General features: G+C 63.6%; 22 protein-coding genes. 14 read left to right on the top strand and 8 right to left on the bottom strand.

Features of this window, described 5'->3' with window-relative positions:
* Positions 1–65 precede the first annotated feature (65 nt).
* Complete coding sequence (locus F8A90_RS03055) at positions 66–356, bottom strand: GIY-YIG nuclease family protein (protein ID WP_233593424.1); 291 nt, start codon at positions 354–356, stop codon at positions 66–68.
* Positions 357–360: 4 nt separating this feature from the next.
* Positions 361–1,068: a ribulose-phosphate 3-epimerase gene (gene rpe, locus F8A90_RS03050; RefSeq protein WP_166019116.1), complete on the bottom strand. Its 708-nt coding sequence runs from the start codon at positions 1,066–1,068 to the stop codon at positions 361–363.
* A gap of 276 nt (positions 1,069–1,344) precedes the next feature.
* On the opposite strand from rpe, the gene ggt reads away from it, so the two are divergent.
* From ggt to F8A90_RS03035, 3 genes are all read left to right on the top strand, one after another.
* Complete coding sequence (ggt, locus tag F8A90_RS03045) at positions 1,345–3,105, top strand: gamma-glutamyltransferase (protein WP_200018907.1); 1,761 nt, start codon at positions 1,345–1,347, stop codon at positions 3,103–3,105.
* A 180-nt stretch (positions 3,106–3,285) separates the two neighbouring features.
* Positions 3,286–4,569 (top strand): MFS transporter, encoded by a 1,284-nt coding sequence (locus tag F8A90_RS03040; protein ID WP_233593423.1) that lies wholly within the window; start codon positions 3,286–3,288, stop codon positions 4,567–4,569.
* A 237-nt stretch (positions 4,570–4,806) separates the two neighbouring features.
* Positions 4,807–5,412, top strand: a complete 606-nt coding sequence (locus tag F8A90_RS03035; RefSeq protein WP_052384762.1) for a YajG family lipoprotein — start codon at positions 4,807–4,809, stop codon at positions 5,410–5,412.
* A 148-nt stretch (positions 5,413–5,560) separates the two neighbouring features.
* Here F8A90_RS03035 and tmpT read toward each other — a convergent pair whose 3' ends face one another.
* Positions 5,561–6,232, bottom strand: coding sequence for a thiopurine S-methyltransferase (tmpT, locus tag F8A90_RS03030; RefSeq protein WP_233593422.1), 672 nt, complete (start codon positions 6,230–6,232; stop codon positions 5,561–5,563).
* Between the two features lie 40 nt (positions 6,233–6,272).
* Complete coding sequence (locus F8A90_RS03025; protein WP_166019114.1) at positions 6,273–6,971, bottom strand: TIGR04211 family SH3 domain-containing protein; 699 nt, start codon at positions 6,969–6,971, stop codon at positions 6,273–6,275.
* A gap of 833 nt (positions 6,972–7,804) precedes the next feature.
* Between F8A90_RS03025 and miaB the strand changes: the two genes are divergently transcribed.
* The 6 genes from miaB to F8A90_RS02995 all read left to right on the top strand — a co-directional run bounded on the left by miaB (position 7,805) and on the right by F8A90_RS02995 (position 14,795).
* Complete coding sequence (miaB, locus tag F8A90_RS03020) at positions 7,805–9,154, top strand: tRNA (N6-isopentenyl adenosine(37)-C2)-methylthiotransferase MiaB (protein WP_200018904.1); 1,350 nt, start codon at positions 7,805–7,807, stop codon at positions 9,152–9,154.
* Positions 9,155–9,415: 261 nt separating this feature from the next.
* Positions 9,416–10,525: a PhoH family protein gene (locus tag F8A90_RS03015; protein ID WP_052384763.1), complete on the top strand. Its 1,110-nt coding sequence runs from the start codon at positions 9,416–9,418 to the stop codon at positions 10,523–10,525.
* Positions 10,522–11,298 carry an rRNA maturation RNase YbeY gene (gene ybeY, locus F8A90_RS03010; RefSeq protein ID WP_442778882.1) on the top strand — a complete coding sequence of 259 codons (777 nt, stop codon included), beginning with the start codon at positions 10,522–10,524 and terminating at the stop codon, positions 11,296–11,298. Before F8A90_RS03015 ends, ybeY begins: the two co-directional genes overlap by 4 nt.
* Before the next feature lie 128 nt (positions 11,299–11,426).
* Positions 11,427–12,335, top strand: coding sequence for an HlyC/CorC family transporter (locus tag F8A90_RS03005; RefSeq protein WP_052384764.1), 909 nt, complete (start codon positions 11,427–11,429; stop codon positions 12,333–12,335).
* A gap of 86 nt (positions 12,336–12,421) precedes the next feature.
* The gene (lnt, locus tag F8A90_RS03000) at positions 12,422–13,939 is read left to right on the top strand and encodes an apolipoprotein N-acyltransferase (protein WP_200018902.1); all 1,518 of its coding nucleotides are present in this window, start codon (positions 12,422–12,424) and stop codon (positions 13,937–13,939) included.
* Between the two features lie 103 nt (positions 13,940–14,042).
* Entirely contained in the window at positions 14,043–14,795 is a 753-nt protein-coding gene (locus F8A90_RS02995) for a YdcF family protein (protein WP_166019111.1), read from the top strand.
* Between the two features lie 124 nt (positions 14,796–14,919).
* On the opposite strand, the gene F8A90_RS02990 is transcribed toward F8A90_RS02995, so the two are convergent.
* Positions 14,920–16,134: a tetratricopeptide repeat protein gene (locus tag F8A90_RS02990; RefSeq protein ID WP_200018900.1), complete on the bottom strand. Its 1,215-nt coding sequence runs from the start codon at positions 16,132–16,134 to the stop codon at positions 14,920–14,922.
* Positions 16,134–16,814, bottom strand: a complete 681-nt coding sequence (locus tag F8A90_RS02985; RefSeq protein WP_325096937.1) for a zinc ribbon-containing protein — start codon at positions 16,812–16,814, stop codon at positions 16,134–16,136. The genes F8A90_RS02990 and F8A90_RS02985 overlap by 1 nt, the downstream gene beginning before the upstream one ends.
* A gap of 11 nt (positions 16,815–16,825) precedes the next feature.
* On the opposite strand from F8A90_RS02985, the gene F8A90_RS17665 reads away from it, so the two are divergent.
* The 5 genes from F8A90_RS17665 to F8A90_RS02965 all read left to right on the top strand — a co-directional run bounded on the left by F8A90_RS17665 (position 16,826) and on the right by F8A90_RS02965 (position 22,227).
* Positions 16,826–16,957, top strand: a complete 132-nt coding sequence (locus F8A90_RS17665; RefSeq protein ID WP_267906752.1) for a hypothetical protein — start codon at positions 16,826–16,828, stop codon at positions 16,955–16,957.
* A gap of 176 nt (positions 16,958–17,133) precedes the next feature.
* Positions 17,134–19,734, top strand: coding sequence for a leucine--tRNA ligase (leuS, locus tag F8A90_RS02980; protein WP_200018898.1), 2,601 nt, complete (start codon positions 17,134–17,136; stop codon positions 19,732–19,734).
* A gap of 189 nt (positions 19,735–19,923) precedes the next feature.
* On the top strand, positions 19,924–20,469 hold the full coding sequence (locus tag F8A90_RS02975; protein WP_200018896.1) for an LPS-assembly lipoprotein LptE: 546 nt from the start codon (positions 19,924–19,926) through the stop codon (positions 20,467–20,469).
* A 327-nt stretch (positions 20,470–20,796) separates the two neighbouring features.
* Complete coding sequence (holA, locus tag F8A90_RS02970; RefSeq protein WP_200018894.1) at positions 20,797–21,855, top strand: DNA polymerase III subunit delta; 1,059 nt, start codon at positions 20,797–20,799, stop codon at positions 21,853–21,855.
* A 21-nt stretch (positions 21,856–21,876) separates the two neighbouring features.
* Positions 21,877–22,227 (top strand): DUF6482 family protein, encoded by a 351-nt coding sequence (locus F8A90_RS02965; RefSeq protein WP_166019107.1) that lies wholly within the window; start codon positions 21,877–21,879, stop codon positions 22,225–22,227.
* Positions 22,228–22,400: 173 nt separating this feature from the next.
* On the opposite strand, the gene F8A90_RS02960 is transcribed toward F8A90_RS02965, so the two are convergent.
* Both F8A90_RS02960 and fadA read right to left on the bottom strand, forming a co-directional pair.
* Entirely contained in the window at positions 22,401–23,333 is a 933-nt protein-coding gene (locus F8A90_RS02960) for an amidohydrolase family protein (RefSeq protein ID WP_166019106.1), read from the bottom strand.
* Positions 23,334–23,536: 203 nt separating this feature from the next.
* Positions 23,537–24,715, bottom strand: coding sequence for an acetyl-CoA C-acyltransferase FadA (gene fadA / locus F8A90_RS02955; RefSeq protein WP_166019105.1), 1,179 nt, complete (start codon positions 24,713–24,715; stop codon positions 23,537–23,539).
* Between the last annotated feature and the right edge of the window lie 70 nt (positions 24,716–24,785).

Genomic DNA, 24,785 nt, shown 5'->3' with positions numbered 1-24,785 from the left:
GCAAGACGCCCCCAGCGGTCTCCGCTGGGGGCGTCTTCGTTTCACGCATTCAATCAAGCAGATCGTCAGGTCTCGCCGAGCAGACTGTCCAGTGTCATCACACCGGCGATCAACCGGCGCTTGGCCGCCACACTCAGCTGCTTGACGCGATACTCGAGCTTGAGTGCCCGCGAACGATCGCCGACCACCTGTTGATAACACAGCGTCAGCGGCGCCTTGCCGCGCAACGCTCGCGCACCGCGCTTGCCGCCCTCATGCTCGCTCAGGCGACGCGCCACATCGGTACTGATACCGGTATAGAGGCGCCCCTGGGCCGTCTCGAGCACATACAGCGACCACTCGCTGTCATCCGTCACGCGATCAGCCGCGCACGCTGGCAAGCTCGGCACGCAGCTTCGCCAACACGCTGTCGTAGCGGTTGGCATCGCTGTCACTGCGCGCATTGAAGATAGCGGAACCGGCCACGAAGGTATCGGCGCCGGCACGCGCGATCTCGGCGATGTTGTCGACCTTGACGCCCCCATCGATCTCGAGGCGGATGTTGTAGCCGGAGGCATCGATGCGACGGCGTGCTTCACGCAGCTTGTCGAGGGTGCCCGGAATGAACGACTGACCGCCGAAGCCCGGATTGACGCTCATCAGCAGGATCATGTCGACCTTGTCCATCACGTAGTCGAGATAGGACAGCGGCGTGGCCGGATTGAAGACCAGGCCAGACTTGCAGCCCGCATCACGAATCAGCTGCAGCGAGCGATCGACGTGGTCGGAGGCTTCCGGATGGAAGGTGATATAACTGGCACCGGCCTCGGCGAAATCACCGATCATGCGGTCGACCGGCGTGACCATCAGGTGGGCGTCGATCTCGGCGCTGATGCCGTAATCCCGCAGCGCCTTGCACACCATCGGCCCGATGGTCAGGTTGGGCACGTAATGATTGTCCATCACGTCGAAGTGGACGATATCAGCCCCGGAGGCCAGCACATCCTCGACCTCCTGCCCCAGGCGGGCGAAGTCAGCAGACAGGATCGACGGGGCAATCTTGAAGTCATTCGGCAGTAGTTCAGACATGTCATCAGGCGCCAGCGAGAAGTGGAAAGGGCATTTTACGCCACCCTCTCACAAAAGACAGGCGCTGTGTGAAGCGCCAGGCTGCCTCGGCCCCGGCGCTTGCGTTCCCCTCTGCGCGACGGACGCCGTCGTCATCGTGGTTGAAATTGGTGCATTAGCATCTGATAGTAAAACGGTTCGTCTGGGTAGCCACTCCCGATGCGACTCACGACAGCACATGGCACGCGTCACCGACGCCATGCAGCGACTCCAATAACGATAAAGGGACAACCACTCATGTTCGACACCCCTTGTGCAGCACGCAAGCGTCTGAAGACCTTCGCCGCGGCGGCGCTGCTGCCTCTGGCAGGTCTGCTGCCCACCGCGATACCCGCCGCCTTCGCTGATACCTCCGCGATTCTGGAAGGCGAGCGCTTCCACCCGGTGGAAGGCAAGCACGGCATGGTCGCCACCAGCCATTACCTGGCCTCCCAGGTCGCCCGTGACGTCCTGGCCGAGGGCGGCAACGCCGTCGACGCCGCCGTGGTGGCGGGCTTCGCACTGGCCGTGACCCAGCCGCGCTCCGGCAATATCGGGGGCGGCGGCTTCATGCTGGTGTCCGATGAAAAGACCGGCAAGGTCGTCGCCATCGATTACCGTGAGAAAGCCCCGGCTGCGGCCAGCGAGACAATGTTCCAGGACGAGAATGGCGAGGCGGTCTCCGAGTGGTCGCGCTTCACCCACCGTGCGGCAGGCGTGCCCGGCACCGTTGCCGGCCTGGCCAAGGCGCTGGAAGACTACGGCACCCTGTCGCTCGAGCAGGCGCTCGCCCCGGCCATCAAGCTGGCCGAGGACGGCTTCGTGATCCCGACCCGTTTCGCCAAGGGACTGAGCGATGCCAAGGACCGCCTGGCCAAGTGGGACAGCACCGCCAAGGTGTTCTACAAGCCTGACGGCAGCAATTACGAGGCGGGTGAGCTGTTCAAGCAGCCGGAGCTGGCCGCGACACTCAAGCGCATCGCCGCCGATGGCCCGCGGGAATTCTATGAAGGCGAGACCGCAAAGCTGATCGTCGCCGAGATGGACCGTCACGACGGCATCATGACGCTGGATGACCTCAAGAACTATCAGCCGGAAATTCGCGAGCCGGTCCACGGCACCTATCGTGGCTATGACATCTTCTCGATGAGCCCGCCCTCCTCCGGCGGCGCGCACATCGTCCAGATTCTCAACATGCTCGAGGGTGACGACATCCAGGCAATGGGCTTCAACTCCGCCGCCACCCTCCACGTGATGGCCGAGGCGATGCGCCGCGCCTACGCCGACCGCTCCGAGTATCTGGGCGACACCGACTTCGTTGACGTGCCGCTGGCCGGCATCATCTCCAAGGATTACGCCAAGGAGCTGCGTGCCCAGTTCGACATGAACAAGGCAACGCCCTCCAGTGAGGTCAAGCCCGGCAAGCCGCAGCCCTACGAGTCCAATCAGACCACCCACTTCTCGATCGCCGATGGCAATGGTCTGGCCGTCTCCAATACCTACACCATCAACTTCAGTTATGGCTCCGGCATCGTGGTCGATGGCGCAGGCTTCCTGCTCAACAACGAGATGGATGACTTCTCGGCCAAGCCGGGCGTGCCGAATGCCTATGGCCTGATCGGTGGCGTCGCCAACAAGATCGAGCCGAACAAGCGCATGCTGTCCTCCATGAGCCCGACCATCGTGATGAAGGATGGCAAGAACTTCCTCGTCACCGGTAGCCCCGGCGGCTCGCGCATCATCACCACCACCCTGCAGGTGATCATGAACGTGATCGACCACGGCATGAACATCCAGTCGGCGGTCAGCGCGCCGCGCATCCACCACCAGTGGCTACCGGACGAGATTCGCATCGAGGCGGGCATCAGCAAGGACACCATCCGCCTGCTGGAAGCGATGGGCCACAAGGTGGTGACCAAGGATGCCATGGGCGCCATCCAGTCCGTGATGATTCAGGACGGCACCTTCTATGGCGGTGCTGACCCACGCCGTTCCACTTCATCGGCGATGGGGCTTTGATCGACAGATTGCTCTGGCTGTCTCACGCGATTGCCTGTAGCAATTGTTAACAGACTAATTATATGCCATATGAGTCTTGACCCCATTGATGGGGCGGGCTATCTGTGACGGGCGACACTTCGGTGTCGCCCGTTCGCGTCTTGCTGCGCCATCACGCCATCTGCCCTACAAGGTGCCCTCGTGTCCTCAACCAAGTCACTCACGCCGCCCATCTCTGGCTGGCGACAATGGGCCAACCGCTATCCGGTCGCCTTGATCGCACTGGCACAGCTGTTCGGCACCAGCCTGTGGTTTACCCCCAATGCCGTACTCACGCCGATGCTGGCGAGCTGGGGCTTCGCCGGCGATAGCGCCGCGGCACTTGGCCAGCTGACCTCCTCGGTGCAGGGCGGCTTCATCGTCGGCACGCTTGTCCTCGGGCTGGCCGGGTTGGCCGATCGCTTCGCGGCGCGTCATCTATTCATGGCTTCCTGCGCACTGGGCGCTGTGACCAACCTGGCACTGCTGATCGCGCCGGGATTGCTCAGTGCTTCGGCGCTGCGCGTGCTGACGGGGCTGGCACTGGCTGGCATCTACCCCATCGGCTTGAAGCTGATGGTCCAGACCGCGCCGGACCGCGCCGGGGCCGCGCTCGCCTGGCTGGTCGGCATGCTGGTCCTTGGCACCGGGTTGCCACATGCGCTGGCCGCACTGCAGCAAGGCGAAGGCATCCAGCTGCCATGGGGCGCCGCCATCAGTACTGCCTCAATCCTGGCCATCGTCGGTGCCGGTCTGGTCGCCTTGCTGGCCGCGCCGGCGGCGAAAGCCACCTCGGCGCCCCGCCAGGCAACAGCAGCGAAAGACAGCCGTAACACCTTTCTCGCGCGTGCCACACGCGGACTGGCGGCCTGGCAATATCCCGGCTTCGTTCGTGGTGCATTGGGTTACTTCGGCCACATGTGGGAGCTATACACCCTGTGGGCGCTGACACCTCTGCTGCTGACCCAGATGGCCAGCGCGACAGGCGTGACGCTCTCTCCTGCCAGCCTGGCCTGGCATAGCTTCCTCGTCATCGCCATCGGCGCGCCCGGCTGCGTCATCGGAGGCTGGCTCTCGCGCAGTCGCGGCAGTCTGTGGGTCGCGCGCCTCGGGCTCGCCGGCTCGGTGACGCTGACGTTGATCTTCGTCGCCGCCACGCAGCTTGAGGCCGGTTACGGCACGCTGCTGGCACTGCTGGCGCTGTGGAGCCTTCTGGCCGTGATCGACTCGCCGCAGTTCTCGGCGCTCGCCGCAGGCGGTACCCCAGTGGAGTTGCAGGCCAGCGCCCTGGCGATGATGAATGCCTTCGGCTTCAGCCTGTCGCTGGTCTCGATCGCCTTGCTCACGCCGCTGATCGCCGGCCACGGCAGCCTGCTGTTGCTGGCCTTGCTGCCCGGCCCGCTGCTGGGCCTGCTGGCCTTGAGCAGGCGCGTCGACGGCGCATGAGCGATGGACCATGAGCTACGAGCCATGAACTACGAGCCATGAGCTACGGGCCATGAGTCTCGACAACTGTCGCTTGCAGAGGACAGGCATGAGCCTGAATTTCCACTACGCTCAGGCGCCATTCTGGCCCTATACTCGCGCCATTGTGCTCCGGCCATCCCGCGCTGCAGGCGAGATATTGGCAACGGATAGCCGAGATGACTCCCATGACAACCGGCCTCAGGCCCAGGAACCCCGATGATGATGCACAAGTTGCGCACCACCTGCATGAGCGTGGCATTGATCGCCACGGCGGCACTTCTCAGCGCTTGCGGCACCAGCCCGCAGCGCCTCTACGTCAATCCGCAGGTCGGCGAGATGGGCGTGGTCGGCCACGGCCAGCAGGTGGTGGTGGATGTGCTCGATGAGCGTCCGTCAGAGCGCATCGGTTCTCGCGATGGCGCCACCAACGCCTCGAGTTATCTGGTCGTGCCGACCGGCGACCTGACACCCAAGCTTGAAGCCCAGACCGTCAGCGCCCTGCGCCGCATGGGCTTCGTGCCGGTGTCCGCCGAACAGGCCAATCAGGGCGCAGCAGAGCTGACCATCTCGTTGACCGAGCTGGCCTATGGCGTGAAGCGCGGCGGCCTGATCACCGATACCGCGACACTCAATGGCGTGATCAAGGCCGTCGCCGTGTCCGGCAAGCAGCGCTATACCGGCAGCTATACCGCGACGCGTGACCAGGGCTATGCCCTCAAGCCGAGCCAGGAGAAGAACACCGAGATGGTCTCTGAGGTGATTGGCGATGCGCTGACTCGCGCCTTCCAGGACACCACGCTGATCCGCCAGCTCGACCAGTAGGCTCGATCAGCAAGCTCGATCAGTAAGTTCGACAGCTGCTCGCCACCAACAAAACGCCACCGCCGCCCATTGGGCGGCGGTGGCGTTTTTCATGAGGACTGAACCTTCAAGAGGACGGTACCTGACTGACAAGGTCATCCCCGAGGCGTCAGCGACGCGGCCCCTTGCGCACCAGACTCCATACCGTCTCACGCAAACCGCGCTCATCCGGGGCGCGACGCTCCAGCACCTCTAGCGTGAAGTTGGCACTCAGAAGCTGACGAATCTCGTCTTCGGCGACATGGAATGGCGGGCCCTGATGCTGCTCCGTCTGCCGCTCGAGACTGATCAACAGGCCACGCGCGCCCGGTGGCAGCAACTGCGCCAGATGGAAGGCGTAGCGCTGCCGGGTGGCCGGCGGCAAGGCGATCAGCGCGGCGCGATCATAGAAGGCGTCCAGATGATCGACATGGTCGATATGGAAGTGGAAGAAGTCTCCGCACCACAGCTCGACCATGCCCTGACGGAAGCATTCGAAGTGCTCCAGCCGATAACGCGAGACATCACCGACACCTTCGGTGACGAACTGTTCGCAGGCCTGGCGCGCAAGCTCGATACCCAGCACCGGATAGCCCTGCGCCGCCAGCCAGCGCATGTCCAGACTCTTGCCACACAACGGCACCAGCACCTTGGCGCCCGCCGCGATCTCAAGCCGCGGCCACCAGCGCTCCAGCGCCGAATGCGTGGCGGGAAGATGAAAGCCGATCCGCCCTTCCTGCCAACGCGCCAGCCAGGGGTCACTGGCCGGCGTCGCGTCCATCGTCGTGTCTTGTCCCGACATGAGCTGGCGCACTCCCTCTGCTATCGGTTACCGGAATGCCTTACAGGAAGCCGTGACGCTTCTTCTTGCGACGCGGCAGGTGCGGCACGATCAGGCCGACCAGCAGGCCGACACCCGCCACGCCACCGCCGTACATGAAGTAGCGCATCAGCAGGTCCTGCTTCTTGGTATCGAGCTTGGTTTCCATGTCCTGCATCTTGCTGCGCGCCTGGGCAAGCTCGGCTGACTGGCTGTTGCTGGCCTGCTCAAGCTCCTCGATGCGCGCCTGACGCGTCTCGAGGCCGGTCTTCATGTCCTCGACACGGCTTTCCCACTCTTCATTGATGCCATCGAGCTTGGCAGTCAACTCCTTGACCCTGGCGCTGAGCTCGGGCACCCGGGCATTGACGCTCTGGGTGTCCTGCAGGTCAGCGGAGGGGATCCACACCACGTCGCCGCTGGCGGTGCGGATCTTGCTGTAGTCATTCTGGACCTCGAGCAGCTCGACCGGCTGGCCGGCTTCCACCGTGCCCACGATGCGGTAGCCATCCGTCGGGCCACTGCGCACGAAGGTGGTGAGGTCATCGGCGACCCAGCGATCGGTGGCCGCATTGGCCAGCGGTGCGCCCAGCAGCAGGCTGCCGGCGACGCCAGCCCCCAGCACCACACGGCGCAGTGAGCGCGCAAGCGTCGAACACGGCGATCGGGGTGACAGGAGACCGAAAGATGAAGGGGTGCTGGTAATGGAGAATCGCGTCATATCGTGTTCTTCATGGCTGTCTAAGGGCGTAAGCCGACCGTGTCAGGCGTGTGGCACGAGGAGCAAGCGCGCTGAATCCTGCGTCCCCACAAGCCGAACATGATCGACCGCTTTTGGGCGAAGGAAGGCTCGCCCTGTCTGCCCATGCGGTGTCTGCCAGGTTGCGCAATGCAAGGCGTCCTGCCTGGCATCGCTGTCGCGCTTGGACGTACGGTAACGAAATTGCCGCGAGAAAAATCCGAGACTGTCATTTCAGTGTCTTCAGACATCCACACTTTCTGTGGATAAGTCTTGGGACAACCTCAAAGGGGCAGGTCTGCGCACGGCGAAATGCCTGCCCCGCCAACAAATCGATCAAATTTTAACCAGCTCAGGCAGCTGGGCTATCGGCATGAAAACCTCAACAAATCAAGCCATTGACAGCCTGATGTGCGTTGCGCAACACCTGCCTGATAACTATGAAACATGCCAAGCCCCTGTTGTAGCGTCAGGGCATGCGCGGGCTTTCTCGTGAGGATACCACAGCCACCATCAGGCTGAACCGGTGGTTGGCAGGCATCCTCCTCATTGCTGACAGCAATGCGACAGGGCTGGCCGCATGGCCGGCAGACTCCTATACTGTGCCGTCCCGATTTTGGCCTCGACCCGATCAGCGTGCCGCTTGGCACAGTATCGTCGCGCCCTCGATTCCCGGCCAGCCATCGGCGCCGGGGCTCATTCATTACAAGTCGTGCCCGCTTCTCCTGACCGCTGACGCTGCCCGCCGCCATCATGTGCCCGGGCGCGAGGCGCACGAAGCCCGGGCGCGCAGCTCAGAGCGTTCACACAAGGCAATGGCGAAGAAACTCTTCATCAAGACTCACGGCTGCCAGATGAACGAGTACGACTCCGCGCGCATGGCGGATCTGCTCGGCGAATCGCATCAGATGGAAGTCACCAGCGACGAATCCGAAGCAGACGTCATCCTGCTCAATACCTGCTCTATCCGCGAAAAGGCGCAGGAGAAGGTGTTCCACCAGCTGGGACGCTGGAAGAAGCTCAAGGAAAAGAACCCGGAACTGGTGATCGGCGTCGGCGGCTGCGTGGCCAGTCAGGAAGGCGACAACCTGCGCAAGCGGGCCCCGCATGTGGACATGGTGTTCGGCCCGCAGACCCTGCACCGCGTGCCGAAGATGCTCGACACCCGCCGCGACAGCCTCAAGCAGATTTCCGTGGTCGACGTGACCTTCCCCGAGATCGAGAAGTTCGACAACCTGCCCGCGCCCAAGAGCGACGGTGCCAGCGCCTTCGTCTCGGTGATGGAAGGCTGCTCCAAGTACTGCACCTTCTGTGTGGTGCCCTACACCCGCGGCGAGGAAGTCTCGCGTCCCTTCGAGAAGGTGATGGATGAAGTCATCCACCTGGCCGACCAGGGCGTGCGCGAGATCAACCTGCTGGGCCAGAACGTCAACGCCTACGCCGGTCTCAACCAGCTGGGTGAGGAGATCGACCTCGCCGAGCTGATCAGCTGCGTGGCGCAGGTCGAGGGCATCGACCGCATCCGCTTCACCACTTCGCATCCGCTGGAGTTCAAGGACTCGCTGATCGAGGCCTTCGGTGAGATCCCGGAGCTGGTCAGCCACCTGCACCTGCCGGTGCAGTCGGGCTCCAACCGCATTCTGGCAGCGATGAAGCGCGGCCACGAGCGTGACCTCTACATCGACAAGCTCGAGCGCATCCGCGCGCTGCGCCCGGACATCAGCTTCTCCTCCGACTTCATCGTCGGCTTCCCGGGCGAGTCCGATCAGGACTTCATGGACACCATGGACCTGATCGGCCAGATCGGCTTCGATCACTCCTTCAGCTTCATCTACTCCGCGCGTCCGGGCACCCCGGCGGCGAATCTGGAAGATGACACCCCGGAAGAGGTGAAGAAGGAGCGTCTGCTCATCCTGCAGGAACGCATCAACCAGCAGGCGATGCAGATCGGGCGCAAGATGGTCGGCACCACCCAGCGCATCCTGGTCTCCGGCTTCTCGCCGCGTGACCCGGGCCTGCTGTCAGGGCGCACCGAGAACAACCGTGTGGTCAACTTCCGCGCCGCCAATCCGACCGAGCTGATCGGCTACCTGGTGGATGTCGAGATCACCGAGGCCTACCCCAACTCGCTGCGCGGTGAGCTCAGCTCGCCCTACCGCTATTGATCGCTCCTCGCTGCCGGTATTGACGAGTCGCCATCAGCCCCCACTATCAAGCAGATAGCCACGCTGGCCGTACAGGACAATTGCCCTGTACGGCCATCGCGCATTAAGCTCTCTTGAGACTTCGGCAACGCGTCACCATTGACACTGAAATGGCGCCGTCATGCGCCGTGGCGGGCAGAGCGCCTCATGCATCACGCCATCGCGACTGCCCCTCATCGCCAACCATCATCGTCATTCATCACTATCAGGATATTCGACGCCTTGAGCCACCAGTCACAGCAAGCCAATCGCATTCTCAACATGACGCTTGAGCCGGCAGACCCGCAGCGTCTGGCCAGCCTGACCGGTCAGCGCGACGAGCATCTCAAGCTGATCGAATCCCGGCTCGGTGTCACCCTGCGCAATCGCGGCAACGACTTCCAGATCGCAGGCCCGGCGGCCGCGGTGAAGGCGACCGCCAACGTGCTGGAACATCTGTATCGCGAGACCGGCGCCGGCGAAGTCGATGCCGAGACCGTCCATCTGTTCCTGCAGGAATCCGGCGTCGAGGCGCTGGTCGAAGCCGCCGAGGACCAGGGCGCTACCTACGGTGATGTGGTGATCCGCACGCCCAAGGTGCTGGTGCGCCCGCGCGGCTTCAACCAGCAGGGCTATGTCACCGAGATGCGCAATCACGACATCAACTTCGGCATCGGCCCGGCCGGTACCGGCAAGACCTATCTTGCCGTCGCGGCCGCCGTGGAAGCGCTCAACAACAACGAAGTGCGACGCATTCTGCTGGTGCGTCCGGCGGTCGAGGCCGGCGAGAAGCTCGGCTTCCTGCCGGGGGACCTGGCCCAGAAGATCGACCCCTACCTGCGCCCGCTCTACGACGCCCTGTACGAGATGCTCGGCTTCGAGCACGTCAACAAGATGATCGAGCGCCAGATCATCGAGATCGCACCGCTGGCCTACATGCGAGGCCGGACGCTCAACAACGCCTACATCATTCTCGATGAGTCCCAGAACACCACGCGTGAGCAGATGAAGATGTTCCTGACGCGCATCGGTTTCGGCTCCACCGCTGTCATCACCGGTGACGTCTCGCAGGTCGATCTGCCGCGTGGCACCCAGTCAGGTCTCGCGCACGTGATGGAGGTCCTCAAGGACACCCCGGGGATCAGCATCACGCGTTTCCTGGCCAAGGACGTCGTGCGTCACCCGCTGGTGCAGCGCATCGTCGAGGCCTACGACACCTTCGAAGCCGCGGAAGAGCAGCAGGAAGGCGAGCGTCGCGAGCAGCGTCAGGCCGAGCGCGAAGCCCGCATGGCGGCGCTGAATGCCCAGAGCAACGTGCCGCCTGCCAGCACCCCGACGGGAGGTAGCCAGTGAGCGAAGCCCCTGCCGTCGTCGTGGACCTGCAACTGGCCATCGGCGAGAGTGAATTCGATGGCCAGCCGCTGCCGGCCAGCCACCAGCTGGAAGCCTGGGTGGCGGCTGCGCTGCTGGCCGCTGCGGAAGATGGCGCGCTGGAGCGCGCTGTCAGCGACGCCGCGGCGCCGTACGAGTTGACCGTGCGTCTGGTGGAAGAAGCCGAGAGCCAGGGGCTGAATCGCGATTATCGCGGCAAGGACTCCCCGACCAACGTGCTGTCCTTCCCGCATGAGCCGCTGGATCTTGACGACTTCGCCCTGCCACCGGAACTGGCCGCGCGCTTCGCCGAGGAAGGCGACGACGACAGCCTGCCGCTTGCGGGCATGCCGGGTAGCGGTCTGGACGCCGGTGAAGAAGAGGGACTTGATGGCCAAGGCAGTGACGATGTCATGCTGGAGTCAGACGTCGTGGGCGAAACTGAAGACACTGGCGTCTCCGGCATCACCGCCGACGCCTTGGGCGACAACGACGCAGCCGATGAGCAGACACTGAATGATGAGCAGCGCTTTCTGGGCGACCTGATCATCAGCGTGCATGTCGTCGCCCGCGAAGCGCGGGAACAGGGCAAGTCGCTGGAACATCATTTCGCCCACATGCTGGTTCATGGCACCTTGCACTTGCTCGGCTATGACCATATCGAGGACGATGAAGCCGAACGCATGGAAGCGCTCGAGCGTCATGTGCTGGCAGGGCTCGGCATCGCCGACCCCTACCGGGAAGAGAATCACTGATGCCGGTGCCCTTGCGCATCGGCAGCACCCGCCGTCGGGTGGCTCGGGGCTTGTCCCCGGGTCGCTCGGCTGCCCCGATACCACCACGACGATGGGGTATCGCCACCGAGGAAAAGAGAAACTAACGCATGAGCGAAGACCGATCGGGAAGCCAATCGAAAACCTGGCTCGATAAGCTGTTCGGCGCCTTCTCAAGCGACACCGACGAACCCAGCTCCCGTAGCGAGCTGCTCCAGTTTCTGGCTGAGGTAGGCCCACGCCTCAACCTCGATCAGGACGCCATCGCCATCATCGAAGGCGCGCTGGAAATCAGCGACCAGCAGGTGCGCGAGGTGATGATCCCCCGCTCCCAGGTGCAGGCCATTCAGGTCGATCAGCGCCCGGAGGAGTACCTGCCGCTGATTCTCGAATCGGCTCACTCCCGCTATCCCGTCATCGACGAGAACCTCGACGAGGTGCTCGGCATCCTGCTGGCCAAGGACCTGCTGCCGCTGATCCTGCAAAATGACAGCGAGCGCAAGCGCTTCGACCTGCGCGAAGCGATCCGTCCGGCGATGTTCATCCCCGAATCCAAGCGCCTCAACAGCCTGCTCAAGGAATTCCGCGAGACCCGCAATCACATGGCGGTGGTCATCGACGAGTACGGCGGCACGGCAGGCCTTGTCACCATCGAGGATATCCTCGAGCAGATCGTCGGGGATATCGAGGATGAGCACGACACCGATGAGGATGAGGACATCCGCGAGCTGGGCGATGGCCAATTCGCCGTCAGCGCGCTGACCACCATCGATGACTTCAATGAGCACTTCGATACCGACTTCTCCGATGAGGAGTTCGACACCATCGGCGGTCTGATGATCCAGCGCTTCGGTCACATGCCGCGCCGTCAGGAATCCACCGATTTCGCCGGTTGGCGCTTCACGGTGCTCAATGCGGACAATCGTCGCATTCGTCAGGTACAGGTATGCCGTCTGGAAGATGCCACCGGTGACGCGCCGCCCTCGGCCGAGCATCGTGCGCATATCAGCGGCGAATGATCCATGGCCTGATCACAGGCTGACCCGATAGAGGACAATGCCAGACACATCCGCCGATGTGTCTGGCATTTTACAAGGAGAGCGGCATGTCAGATTCCCCCCGCGCGAGGAGCTTCCCGGGCGCCTCGTTGCTGGCCAATGTACTGGCGATCATTGCCGGGGTACTGGTCACCCTGAGCTTTGCCCCCTTCGAGCAGTGGTGGCTGGGCCCGATCGGCGCAGGCCTGCTCTACGGGGCGCTGCGCATGGAAGGCGGTGGCTTCCTGCGTGCCTGGTGGTTCGGGGTCGGCCTGTTCGGCAGCGGAGCCAGCTGGGTCTACGTCTCGATCCATGATTATGGCTATACCGGCATGCCGCTGGCGGTGCTGCTGACGATGCTGTTCGTGGCCTGCATGGCGCTGTTCCCGATGCTGTGGATGGGCCTGTGGCAGCGCTTGTGCTCACGCAAGCTCGATGTGCTGTCATTTGCCGCGGTGTTCGTGCTCAGCGAGCTGTTCCGCACCTGGGCCTTCACCGGCTTCCCGTGGCTGCTGCTGGGCAACAGTGCCGTGGGCTCACCGCTGGCCAGCTGGGTGCCGGTGCTGGGTGTCTACGGTATCTCGCTGATCATCGCGCTGTCCGGGGCACTGATGTGGAATCTGGCGCTGCGTCGCCGCTGGTGGGCGGTCGCGCCGCTGATCGTGCTGTGGAGCACGGGTCTGCTGCTGCCGACCAGCTGGACACAGTCCGGCGGCCAGCCGGCACGCGTCGCCCTGCTGCAAGGCAACCTGCCGCAGTTGATCAAGTGGAGCGCCGAAGGTCAGCGTCGTGCGGCCAATACCTACGCCGCGATGACGCGCGCCGTGCAGGACGATGCCGACCTGATCGTGTGGCCGGAGACGGCACTGCCGATGCTGCGCGACCAGGCCGAGCCCTTCCTCGAGCGCATCCAGGCAACTCTGCCGCCCAAGACCGGTCTGATTACCGGGATCGTCGAGCGTGATGCCGACAATCGCTTCTACAACAGCGTGATTCCCATCGATGACCCGTCAGCCCAGTACCGCAAGGAACACCTGGTGCCCTTCGGCGAGTATGTGCCACTGGAAAGCTGGTTGCGTGGCATCATCGGTTTCCTGGACCTGCCGATGTCGAGCATGCAGTCGGGCGACAGCCAGCAGCCGCCGCTGATGGTCAGCGGTCTGCGCATCGGCGTGGCGATCTGCTACGAGATCGTCTATCCGGAGCTGGTCCGCCAGCGCGCCTTGAGCTCTACCGTGCTGCTGACCGTCTCCAACGACACCTGGTTCGGTCACTCCATCGGCCCGCTGCAGCACCTGCAGATGGCCCAGCTGCGCGCGCTGGAAAACGGCCGCTATCTGCTGCGAGCCACCAGCAATGGCGTCACGGCGATCATCTCGCCGCAGGGTGAGATCATCGCCCAGGCACCCCAGTTCGAGGAGGCTACCGTCACTGGCGATATCCGTCTGCAACTGGGCATGACGCCCTGGATGCACTACGGCCTGCTGCCGGTGTGGATACTGATCGCGCTGCTTCTGGCACCGGGCCTTGTGCTGGGCATCAGCGAATGCCTCAAGGCGCGCCGTCAACGCCCGCAGGACGCCTGAGGGCCAGAACGTGTGAGTCCCCAGGGCCTCAGACGCTTGAACGCTCAACCTAACCCGTTGCCGGGCCGATGCTCGGCACTGCCTCTGCACAAGCGAGACCACAATGGGCATCACCGAGTTACTCGGCATCATCAAGGACCTGGTATTGCCGCCCGGCGGGCCTCTCCTGCTGCTGTTTCTGGCCATGCTAGTTCTCAAGCGCTGGCCGGGGCTGGCGCGCGCCATGATGGTCGTGGCCATCCTGGGCATGTGGCTGCTGTCCTCGCCGGTCGTCTCCACGCGTCTTATGTCAGGGCTGGAGCGCATTCAGCCCAGTGAGCCGGCAGAGTGGATCCAGGCGCAGGCCGTGGTGGTGCTGTCCGGAGGACGTTATTACAACGCCCCGGAGCTGCAGGGCCGCGATCGCATCAATGGCGAGACGCTCAGCCGTCTGGACGAAGGCGTCCGCGTGGCCCGCAACGCGGAGCTGCCGATTCTGCTCACCGGTGGCAAGGTATCGTCCTCCGATGACGGCACCCTCGCCGAGCTGATGCAGCGCTCGCTGATCGATGAATTCGACTACCCGGCCCGCTGGCTGGAGAATCGCAGCGAGAACACCCAGCAGAATGCACTCTTCACGCGTGAGATGCTCGAGCAGGACGACATCAACAAGATCGTGCTGGTGACCAGCGCCTGGCACATGCCGCGCGCGATGCGCAATTTCCAGAATCAGGGCTTCCGCACCATCATCCCGGCGCCGGTGGGCTACACCACGGTGTCCGGGCTGGGCATCGATGCCTGGATCCCCAACAGCTCCGCGCTGACCCAGTCACGCTGGGCACTGCATGAATGGATCGGCTGGCTGGTGGGTCGCTAGGCCCGACAGCGTTGTAGGCAAGACAAGCGAAGGACTGCTGGCAAGACACACGAAGGGCTGCCCCTGGGCAGCCCTTCGTGTGTCCATATCACTCGCTCATCGAAAGCTTATCTGGGGATTGTGCTCATTCGCTGTCACGCATCCAGCTGGCCTCCTTGAGCCATGGCCCCAGCTGGCGGAGCTGGAAGGCGCGATCGCGCGTCCACTCGTCACTGCCGACATGCGCCGTGCCGCTTGGCGCTTCTCCCAGCACGTCGTCCGGAAACTTCAGGCTGTCGCGACCCTTGATCTGCAGCGAGTAACATCGGTCGTGGCTGATCAGACTTTCCCGCAGGTAACGCCACACGCATTCCTTCATGAACCACTGATCGATGTTCGGGGTTTCCACCTGTCGAGGACTCCAGTCCGCCAGCAAGCCGCCCACCGGGGGCAGTACCCCGGCCACCCCGCCCCACAGTCCCGCCAGCACCAGATCGGTATGACTCCACCAGTCGCGCATGACGTGGAAGAAGCGCCCGGACGTCAGCCACATCTGCACCGCGCGCACTTCGCGCAGGCTGATGACACTGTCGCAGTCGCGAACCACGAAGTAACCCACCGTCGGGTCATCGGCGACCGCGAAGCGCCAGCACAGCCGTTGCCTCAGGGTGTCACTGGAGGGGCGCTCGATCAGCTCGGCATCCAGTTGCCGCGCCAGGGCCAGAAAGTCATCGGGCACGCTGTCATCGTGATAGAGCCGAACGCGCCACCCTGGATACAGCACCGGCGCCAACAGCAGGTTATGCAGCATGCCGTTCAGATAACGCGGCCCCTTGCCCCAGAGGCCGAAGGACAGCATGCGCGCCTTGCCGGCGGCAACTGCCGAAGGGGATTCAGCCGGCAGCCGCCAACCATTCGCCAACGGCAGGCCCCCATGCTGCTCATCCTTGAGGGTCAGGGCGCGGCTGCCATGCTTGCGTGCCTCGTCATGACGCTTGAGCCTGGCCGCACTGCTGGCCAGAGAGTCGAACAGCACCGGATTGAGACAGCCCCGTGCGGCCAACGCCTCGCCGGCCGCCAGCGAGCCGGCGGCATCATTGGCGCGCGACAGACACACCACCTGATTGAGCGCGATCTCTTCATCGGCCGGACACTCCACATGCCCCTGAGCCAGAATCTGGCTGGCCGAGCGATAATCCGCGAGCAGAAACAGGTAATAGGAGATCTGCTTGAAAAGGCCCGCATCACGTGGACGCGGGCGCTGGTTGAAGTGCTCGATCAGCTGTTGCAACGCCTTGTGGCGCTGCCCGGCGCTCCAGGTGGCATGCGCCGGGGCGAACCAGTCTGACGGTGTCGCCATCAGCCCTGATCACTCTCATCGGCCGCGGGAGGCTGACGAGTGACGGGCGGCGCGCCACGCGAGAAGAAACAATGTCCACAGGCATGGCAGGGTTCCAGCACGCTGGGCCGCGTGAGCGTGGTGGTCGACTCACAGTGCACGCAATGCAATAGCCCCGGCGCGATGACCTCACCGCTGGTGTAGTCGGCGCGCGCGGCCTCGAGGTCTTCCTCGAAGTGGGCGCGGTCCACCACGGTGCGGTCCGCGATCGACATCAGCGCGGAACTGACACTGCGCGACAGCACCGAGAGATCGATCCCCAGCCAGCTGGCGATCCCTTCTCCACCGGTCGCCAGGTGGCGGCGGAATTCGCGCATGTCACGCTCGACCCAGGCACGCAGCAGCGCCAGCTCGTCGAGCGTGAATTCCTCGACCTCGGCCTCGAACTTGACCGCCTCATCCAGCTCGGCCTTGAGGCCATCCCACGACAGCTCACCGCTGCTGTCTTCCAGTCGCGTCAGGATTCGCCCGTAGGCATCGCCGAGACGCCCTTCACCTTCACCCTGCGGCTGGCTGGAGGCTGAGCGTGAGGGCATCGGCGTATCTTCAAAGCCACTGTCGTGCGAGGACGTGGCAGCCGTATCACGATCCGTGGCGCTGATCGGCTCATGGGGGGCGCGGGGTTCACGTGGTTGGCTCATGGACTCTCCTTGTGTCTTCACCTTCTCCCGTACTGCGGGAGGGCATGGCGCTCTACCTTCAGCATGGTGGCGTTGGCGTTGCGACACAAGCCACACTCTTCCACTCCCTGACGCGCATCAAGCGCCTGGCACTGGCAACATGAAGCGCATGCGCCTGGCGCCACGGCGCTCGCCTCCCCTACCTGAGTCCTGGCGTCTGGGGTAGACTTGACCCCATCGCAGACAGTGGCGGCCCATCCCGATGTGACCGCCCACCTCTTCACGCCCTGCCTGTCCCTGGTGACGGGTAGCGGCCAATGCCAAGGTAGTGACGGACCCGATGGATTCACAGGACACTTCTCAACAGTACGCTCCCGATCAGATCGAACAGGCTGCCCAGCAGTACTGGGAGAAAAATCAGTGTTTCAAGGCGGTGGAAGATGCCAACCGCGAGAAGTTCTACTGCCTGTCGATGTTCCCCTACCCCAGCGGCAAGCTGCACATGGGTCACGTGCGCAACTACACCATCGGCGACGTGATCTCGCGCTTCCAGCGCATGCAGGGCAAGAACGTCATGCAGCCGATGGGCTGGGACGCCTTCGGCCTGCCGGCGGAAAACGCCGCGATGAAGAACAACGTCGCGCCGGGCAAGTGGACCCACGAGAACATCGCCTACATGCGCGATCAGCTCAAGGCGCTGGGCTTCGCCTACGACTGGAGCCGTGAGTTCGCCACCTGCGACCTGGAATACTATCGCTGGGAGCAGTGGTTCTTCGCCAAGCTGGTCGAGAAGGGTGTCGTCTACAAGAAGAGCTCCATCGTCAACTGGGACCCGGCGGACCAGACCGTGCTCGCCAATGAGCAGGTCATCGACGGCCGTGGCTGGCGTTCCGGCGCGCTGATCGAGCGCAAGGAAATCCCGCAGTGGTTCCTGCGCATCACCGATTATGCCGAAGAGCTGCTGGCCGATCTCGACAAGGTCGAGTGGCCGGAGCAGGTCAAGACCATGCAGCGCAACTGGATCGGCAAGTCGCGCGGTGTCGAGCTGAGCTTCGGTCTCGATGCCAAGGCAAGCCAGGTGCAGGAATCCCTGACCGTCTTCACCACCCGTCCGGACACCCTGATGGGCGTGACCTACGTCGGTGTCGCCGCCGCTCACCCGCTGGCCAAGGCCGCGGCGGAGCACAACGCGGAGCTTGCCGAGTTCAACGCCGAATGCGCGCGTGGCGGCACCAGCGAAGCCGACATGGCAACCATGGAAAAACGCGGCATGGATACCGGCTTCAAGGCCATCCACCCGCTGACCGGCCGTGAAGTGCCGGTCTTCGTCGCCAACTTCGTGCTGATGGAATACGGCACCGGTGCCGTGATGGCCGTACCGGCCCACGACGAGCGTGACCATGAATTCGCCACCAAGTACGACCTGCCGATCGAAGCCGTGATCGCCGATGCCGACGGCAATGCGCCTGATGTCAGCGACGCCGCCTTCACCGAGCACGGCGTGCTGATCAACTCCGGTGACTTCAATGGCCTCGACTTCGAGAGCGCCTTCGATGCCATCGCCACGCGCCTGGTCGAGCAGGGCCGTGGTGAGGTCAAGACCAACTTCCGCCTGCGTGACTGGGGCGTCTCGCGTCAGCGCTACTGGGGTGCGCCGATTCCGGTCAAGAATGGCCCGAACGGTGAATCCATCCCGCTGACCGACGACGAGCTGCCGGTCGAGCTGCCACTGGAAGTCGAATTCGACGCTTCCGGCGGTTCGCCGATCAAGAAGATGCCGTCCTTCAGTGACCTGGGCGATGGCTGGCAGCGCGAGACCGATACCTTCGACACCTTCATGGAGTCCTCCTGGTACTACGCGCGTTTCTGCTGCGCGGACAACGCCGATGCCATGCTGGACGAGCGCGCCAACTACTGGCTGCCGGTCGATTACTACATCGGTGGCATCGAACACGCCATCCTGCACCTGCTCTACTCGCGCTTCTTCCACAAGCTGATGCGTGACTTCGGCCTGGTCGACAGCGATGAGCCTTTCAAGCAGCTGCTGACCCAGGGCATGGTGGTCGCGGATACCTACTACCGCATCAACGAGAAAGGCGGCCGTGACTGGTTCAACCCGCTGGACGTGGACGTCGAGACCGATGACAAGGGCCGCGCCATCAAGGCCGTACTGAAGTCCGATGGTCTGCCGGTGGAAATCGGTGGCACCGAGAAGATGTCCAAGTCCAAGAACAACGGCGTCGACCCGCAGTCGATGATCGACCGCTTCGGTGCCGACACCGTGCGCCTGTTCATGATGTTCGCCGCGCCGCCCGAGCAGTCGCTGGAATGGTCCGATTCCGGTGTCGAGGGCGCGCATCGCTTCGTCAAGCGCGTCTGGCGTCTGGTTCACGAGCACGTCGCTGTCGGCACCCCGGCCGCGTTGGACGTGACGGCCCTGAACGATGATCAGAAGGCACTGCGTCGCAAGACACACGAGACCATCGCCAAGTGCAGCGATGACATCGGCCGCCGCACCACCTTCAACACCGCCATCGCGGCCGTGATGGAGCTGGTCAACGCCATCAGCCGCTTCGAGGACACCTCCGAGCAGGGCCTGGCCGTCAGCCGTGAAGCCGTCGAGGCCTGCGTGCTGCTGCTGTCGCCGATCATCCCGCATGCCAGCCACTCGCTGTGGGCGACACTGGGCCACGACGAAGCCGTGATCGACGCCAGCTGGCCGGTCGCTGATGCCGACGCGATGAAGAAGGACAGCATCGAGCTGGTCGTACAGGTCAACGGCAAGCTGCGGGCGCGTCTGTCCTTCGCCGCCGATGCCGATCGCGATGCCATCGAGGCCGCGGCGCTGGCAGATGCCAATGTCACCAAGCACACCGATGGCAAGACGGTACGCAAGGTGATCGTGGTGCCGGGCAAGCTGGTCAATATCGTCGCCAACTGATAGCGACCCGACCAGGCAGTGCAAGATACCGGCGACCCGAGTCGCCGGTCCCGTCAGAGACCGACAGGCAAGTAGAGGATGTCGGTCTCTGACGGCCATATTCCGTGCGCTGCGTGATGCTGATACCCCAGGCACCACGCAGCGCTCTCGCAAGATAATCATGACACTCGTTCATGACAGGAGGTCACGGTGACGCAAGCGAAGTCTTACAGTGTTTCAGCAGACACATCAGAGCGTGCATCCCGCGGCCTCGGCCGCCGTCGTGTGCTGGCCGCCCTTGGCGTCGGCCTGGCGCTGACACTGAGCGGCTGCGGCTTTCAGCTGCGCGGCGTGGATGATGCGCCGATGGCCATCACCGAGCTGGACGTCCAGGCACCGATCACCAAGACCCATGACGCCCTGCGCGACGCTCTCGAGCGTGCCGACATCCAATTGAGCGACAGCGCCCCGCTGACCCTCAACCTGGGCAAGGTCCGTGAGAACGTGCAGCAGATCACCTACGGCGATGCCGGCAGCATCAAGCGTGAACTGACTTACCGCCTGACCTACTCGCTTCAGCGCAAGTCCGATGGGGCCTATCTGGCCAATCAGCAGGAGCTGCAGGCCAGCAGCCTCTACTACACCAACGATGACGACCTGCTCAACACCGATGACCTGCGTGAGCGTGCGGCCAGGGAAGTCAATCGTGACCTGAGCCGTCAGTTGCTGGAGCGCCTGCGCGCGATCAAGCCCTGATTTTCACGCTCTCGCACTGAGGCGTCCCGTTCGTGAGTCATGAGTCGTGGGTCGTGATCCATGAGTGCTGAAAGGCCAGACGATTGACGACAAGGCGATTGACGACAGGCAAGCCGGGAGAAGTGGAAGACAACTGGCAGCAGTTGGTAGAGATTGGAAGTCGCAACGTTCGCCAGGCACGGCTCCACGATATCGGGCAACCGATCATCATGGGGCCGTGCCTGTTCAGGGCCACCATCACGCCGAGGCTATCGCCACGCGGGTGAATGATCGCCCGAGCCCTAGGCGCACTTGCCCACCAGACCCGCGCAGTATCGAAGGACATTCATGAAGGTCTATCCCGACAAGCTCGACGAGCAGCTCAACAAGCGCCTCTCTCCCGTCTATATCGTGGCCGGTGATGAGCCGCTGATTCACCAGGAAAGCTGCGACGCCATCCGCCGTGCAGCACGCGCTGCCGGTGTCGAGGAGCGCGAGGTTCTGCATGTCGAGAACGGCTTTCAGTGGGGCCGCCTGACCGAGTCTGCCGCCAGCATGTCACTGTTTGCCTCGCGCAAGCTGATCGAGCTGCGCATGGGCACCCAGAGTGCCGGTCAGGAGGGCAGCAAGGTCCTCAAGGCCTATGCCGAGCGTATCGAGAAGGATGGCGACATCCTGCTGATCACCGCGGCGCGACTCGATCGCAAGGTGCAGCAGACGGCGTGGTTCAAGGCATTGGAGAAGGTCGGCGTCTTCATCGCGGTGTGGCCGGTGGACCATTCCCGCCTCGGCTTCTGGATTCGCGACCGCGCCCGTCGTCACGGCCTCGAGCTGAATCAGGACGCCGCCCGCCTGCTGGCCGAGCGCATCGAGGGCAACCTGCTGGCCGCGGATCAGGAACTGCAGAAGCTGGCGCTGCTGCACCCGCCGGGCGCGCGCCTGGATGGCAGTGCCATCGTCCAGGGCGTCGAGGACAATGCCCGCTATGATGTCTTCACGCTGGCCGATGCGTGTCTGAAGGGGGAAGTCGAGCGCAGTGGCCGCATCGTGCTCGGGCTCAGGGGAGAAGGCGTCGAACCGCCAGTGATCCTGTGGGCGCTGACCCGCGAGCTGCGCACCCTGCTCTCGCTGCGCCAGCACCTCGATCAAGGCCAGAGCTTCGAGCATGCCTGCAAGGCGCAGAAGCCGATGATCTTCGACAAGCGTCGCCCCTTCTATCAACAGGCACTCAATCGCTTGCCCCACAAACGTCTGCACAAGCTGCTGCTGTTCTCGCAGCGACTCGACATGGCGATCAAGGGCGGGATGACGCTACCCATCTGGGACGGGATGGTCGATCTCGCCCTGACGCTCGCCGGCGGACGCGGCCCACTGGCCGAACTGCCTCATGCCTACAAGGTGGTGTGATTCAGACACCCGGGAGAACGCATGCAGACTTCCTCCAGCACGCTTGACGAAGCCGTCGACGTCGAGACCCTGCGGCGGTGGCTCGCCGCAGGCAATACCCTGACAGTGGAAGTGCAGACGCTGGATCAGGGGCTTCATGTGGTCCGCCTGCATCACGCCGCTGGCATCAGTCGCCTGGTCGATGACAGCGGCCAGTCCCTGCGTTTCACCGGCACCCAGTGGATCAGCCGCCTGCTGTTGCCGCTGGGGCTGACCCACGGCGTGCAGACCTGGGCGGAAGTGCAGGATGAGATGATCGGCCTGCCCACGACGCCGACCGACAATGCCAGCCTGCTGGCCCATGGCACGCGCGTGGCCTTCCAGACCCGCTAGGCGCTGCGCGCCTCCTCGCCTGTCTTTCTCCTCGGCTTCCCTCGCCAATCATCAAGACGCCCCCACCAGCAGGCTGATGGGGGCGTCTTGTCATTCGACTCATGTGCCTTATGCGGCTGATACGAGTGACGCCGCGTCCCTCAATTGCGCCCTGCAAGCGGGCAACTCTTCGCTCAGTGCGCCGCATCCGCCTTGGACTTCACGAAGGCCTTGTAGCCATAAAGCTTGCGCGGATTGTCGCGGAAGATCCTCTCGCGCATCTCGCGCTCCGGCAACCAGCGCTGCATCAGCTCGGCCAGGGTGTCCTCTTCCGGCATCTCGACGCCGATATAGGGATGTGGCCAGTCACTGCCCCACACGACGCGCTCCGGATTGGCCGCCACCAGCGCCCGCACCAGCGCCGTGACATCGGAGTAAGGCAAGCGACCACGCGTGGTCAACCGGTAAGGCGCCGACAGCTTGACCCAGGTGCGCCCCTGCTTGAGCAATCGACACAGCGCGGCAAAGCCGGGACATTCAGGGCCACGCGTGGCTGCCAGATGGCCCATATGGTCGATCACCACCGGCACCGGCAAGCTGCCTAAGCGCGCTTCCATGTCACGGAAGGTCGAGACATCGATCAGGCATTCCAGATGCCACTTGAAGCGTGCCAGGCGATCCGCCAGCAGCACCACATCACGCCAGCGCAACCCGCCAGCGAAGATCAGGTTGAGGCGAACACCACAGACACCCAGCTCGGAGAGTCGCTCAAGCTCAGCATCACTGATGTCGGGCGTGACAACCGCCACGCCACGGTAATCCAGCCCACGCTCACGACAGCTCTGCAGGCTGTCGCATAGCAGGCGATTGTCATAGCCATAGACACTGGGCTGTATCAGCACGCCGTGGCTGGCGCCCAGTGCATGATGCATCTCGAGTGCTTCATTGAGCCCCACGGGGGCCGGATCATAGGTTCTGTCCGCCGCCAATGGGTAACGCACCGGGTCACCAAACAGGTGCAGGTGACAATCAATACTGCCTGCCGGCAATCGGAAGGTCAGGGGGTGTGGCAAGGGTCTGGGCGGCGTGGCGCACGGCAGATCCTGCTCGACATGATTCCAGTCCATCGATGCGACTCCCTCGCGTAACCTCAATCATCAAGCCCGGGGCGACGTCACGCTTGATCGCCCACTGCCACGATACTGCGCTGCCCTTCTCGTTTCCAGACAAAAGCCTGCCAACGAAAAAGCGGCATGTCCGAAGACATGCCGCTTGAGGTATCAGCGAGGTCTGATCGCTTATCGAAAACGCTGACCGAAGTCGCTGACGTTCAGTCGAGTCGCTCGAACACGGTCGCGACGCCCTGGCCCATGCCGATGCACATGGTCGCCAGACCGAGGCGCGTGTTCTGCTGCTTCATGACGTTGAGCAACGTGGTGCAGATACGCGAACCGGAGCAACCCAGCGGGTGGCCCAGCGCGATGGCGCCGCCGTTGAGATTGACCGCCGTATCGACGCGCTCCAGGAGGCCGAGGTCCTTGAGTACCGGAATCGACTGCGCCGCGAAGGCCTCGTTGAGTTCGACGGTCTGGATATCGTCGATGGTCAGGCCTGCCGCCTTGAGCGCCTGCTTGGAGGCCGGTACCGGCCCGTAACCCATGATGGAAGCATCACAGCCTGCCACGCCAGTGGACAGCACACGAGCGATGGGCTTGAGTCCCAGCGCTTCGGCGCGCTCGGCGCTCATCACTGCCATGCCCGAGGCGCCCACGGACAGCGCGGAAGAGGTGCCAGCGGTCACGGTACCGCCCTTGGGGTCGAAGACCGGCTTGAGATTGCCCATGGACTCCATGCTGGCATCGCCACGGATGACCTCATCGCGGGTCACCAGGACACGCCGACCCTCGGCATCATGCCCCTCGACACCGATGATCTCATTGTCGAAGCGACCTTCATCGGCGGCGGCCTGGGCACGCTGGTGGGAGCGCACGCCGAATTCATCCTGCTTGTCACGACTCACGCCATGCATCTTGCCGAGCAGTTCCGCGGTCAGGCCCATCATCATCGCCGCCTTGGCCGCGTGCTTGCTGGCCGCCGGGTTGACGTCGACGCCGTGTGCCATCGGCACGTGCTCCATGTGCTCGACCCCACCGATGATGTAGAAGTCACCCATGCCGGCCTTGATGTTGGCAGTCGCGATATGCAGGGCACTCATCGAAGAACCACACAGGCGGTTGACCGTCTGCGCCGGCACAGTGCGCGGTATGCCAGTCATGATGGCGGCGTTGCGCGCGATGTTCATGGCCTGTTCCAGGGTCTGGTTGACGCAGCCCCAGATGACGTCATCGACCTCTGCCGGCACCAGACCGGGGTTGCGATCGAACAGTGCCTGCATCACCGCGGCGGACAGATTCTCGGCGCGTACGTGGCGGAAGGCGCCATTCTTGGCCTTGGCCATGGCGGTACGCACGCCATCGACGATTACCACATCTCTCGGATTCAGATTCATTGTCTGGCTCCCTCATGGCCCCCGCTGTCGCGAGGGCCGAAAATTCTGGTCGGATAGTGCTGGCGGCCAC

The sequence above is a fragment of the Cobetia sp. cqz5-12 genome, assembly GCF_016495405.1.
In the GTDB taxonomy this organism is placed as follows: domain Bacteria; phylum Pseudomonadota; class Gammaproteobacteria; order Pseudomonadales; family Halomonadaceae; genus Cobetia.
Note: the sequence above shows the minus strand (reverse complement) of the source record. Positions and strands in the feature narration are given on the sequence as shown.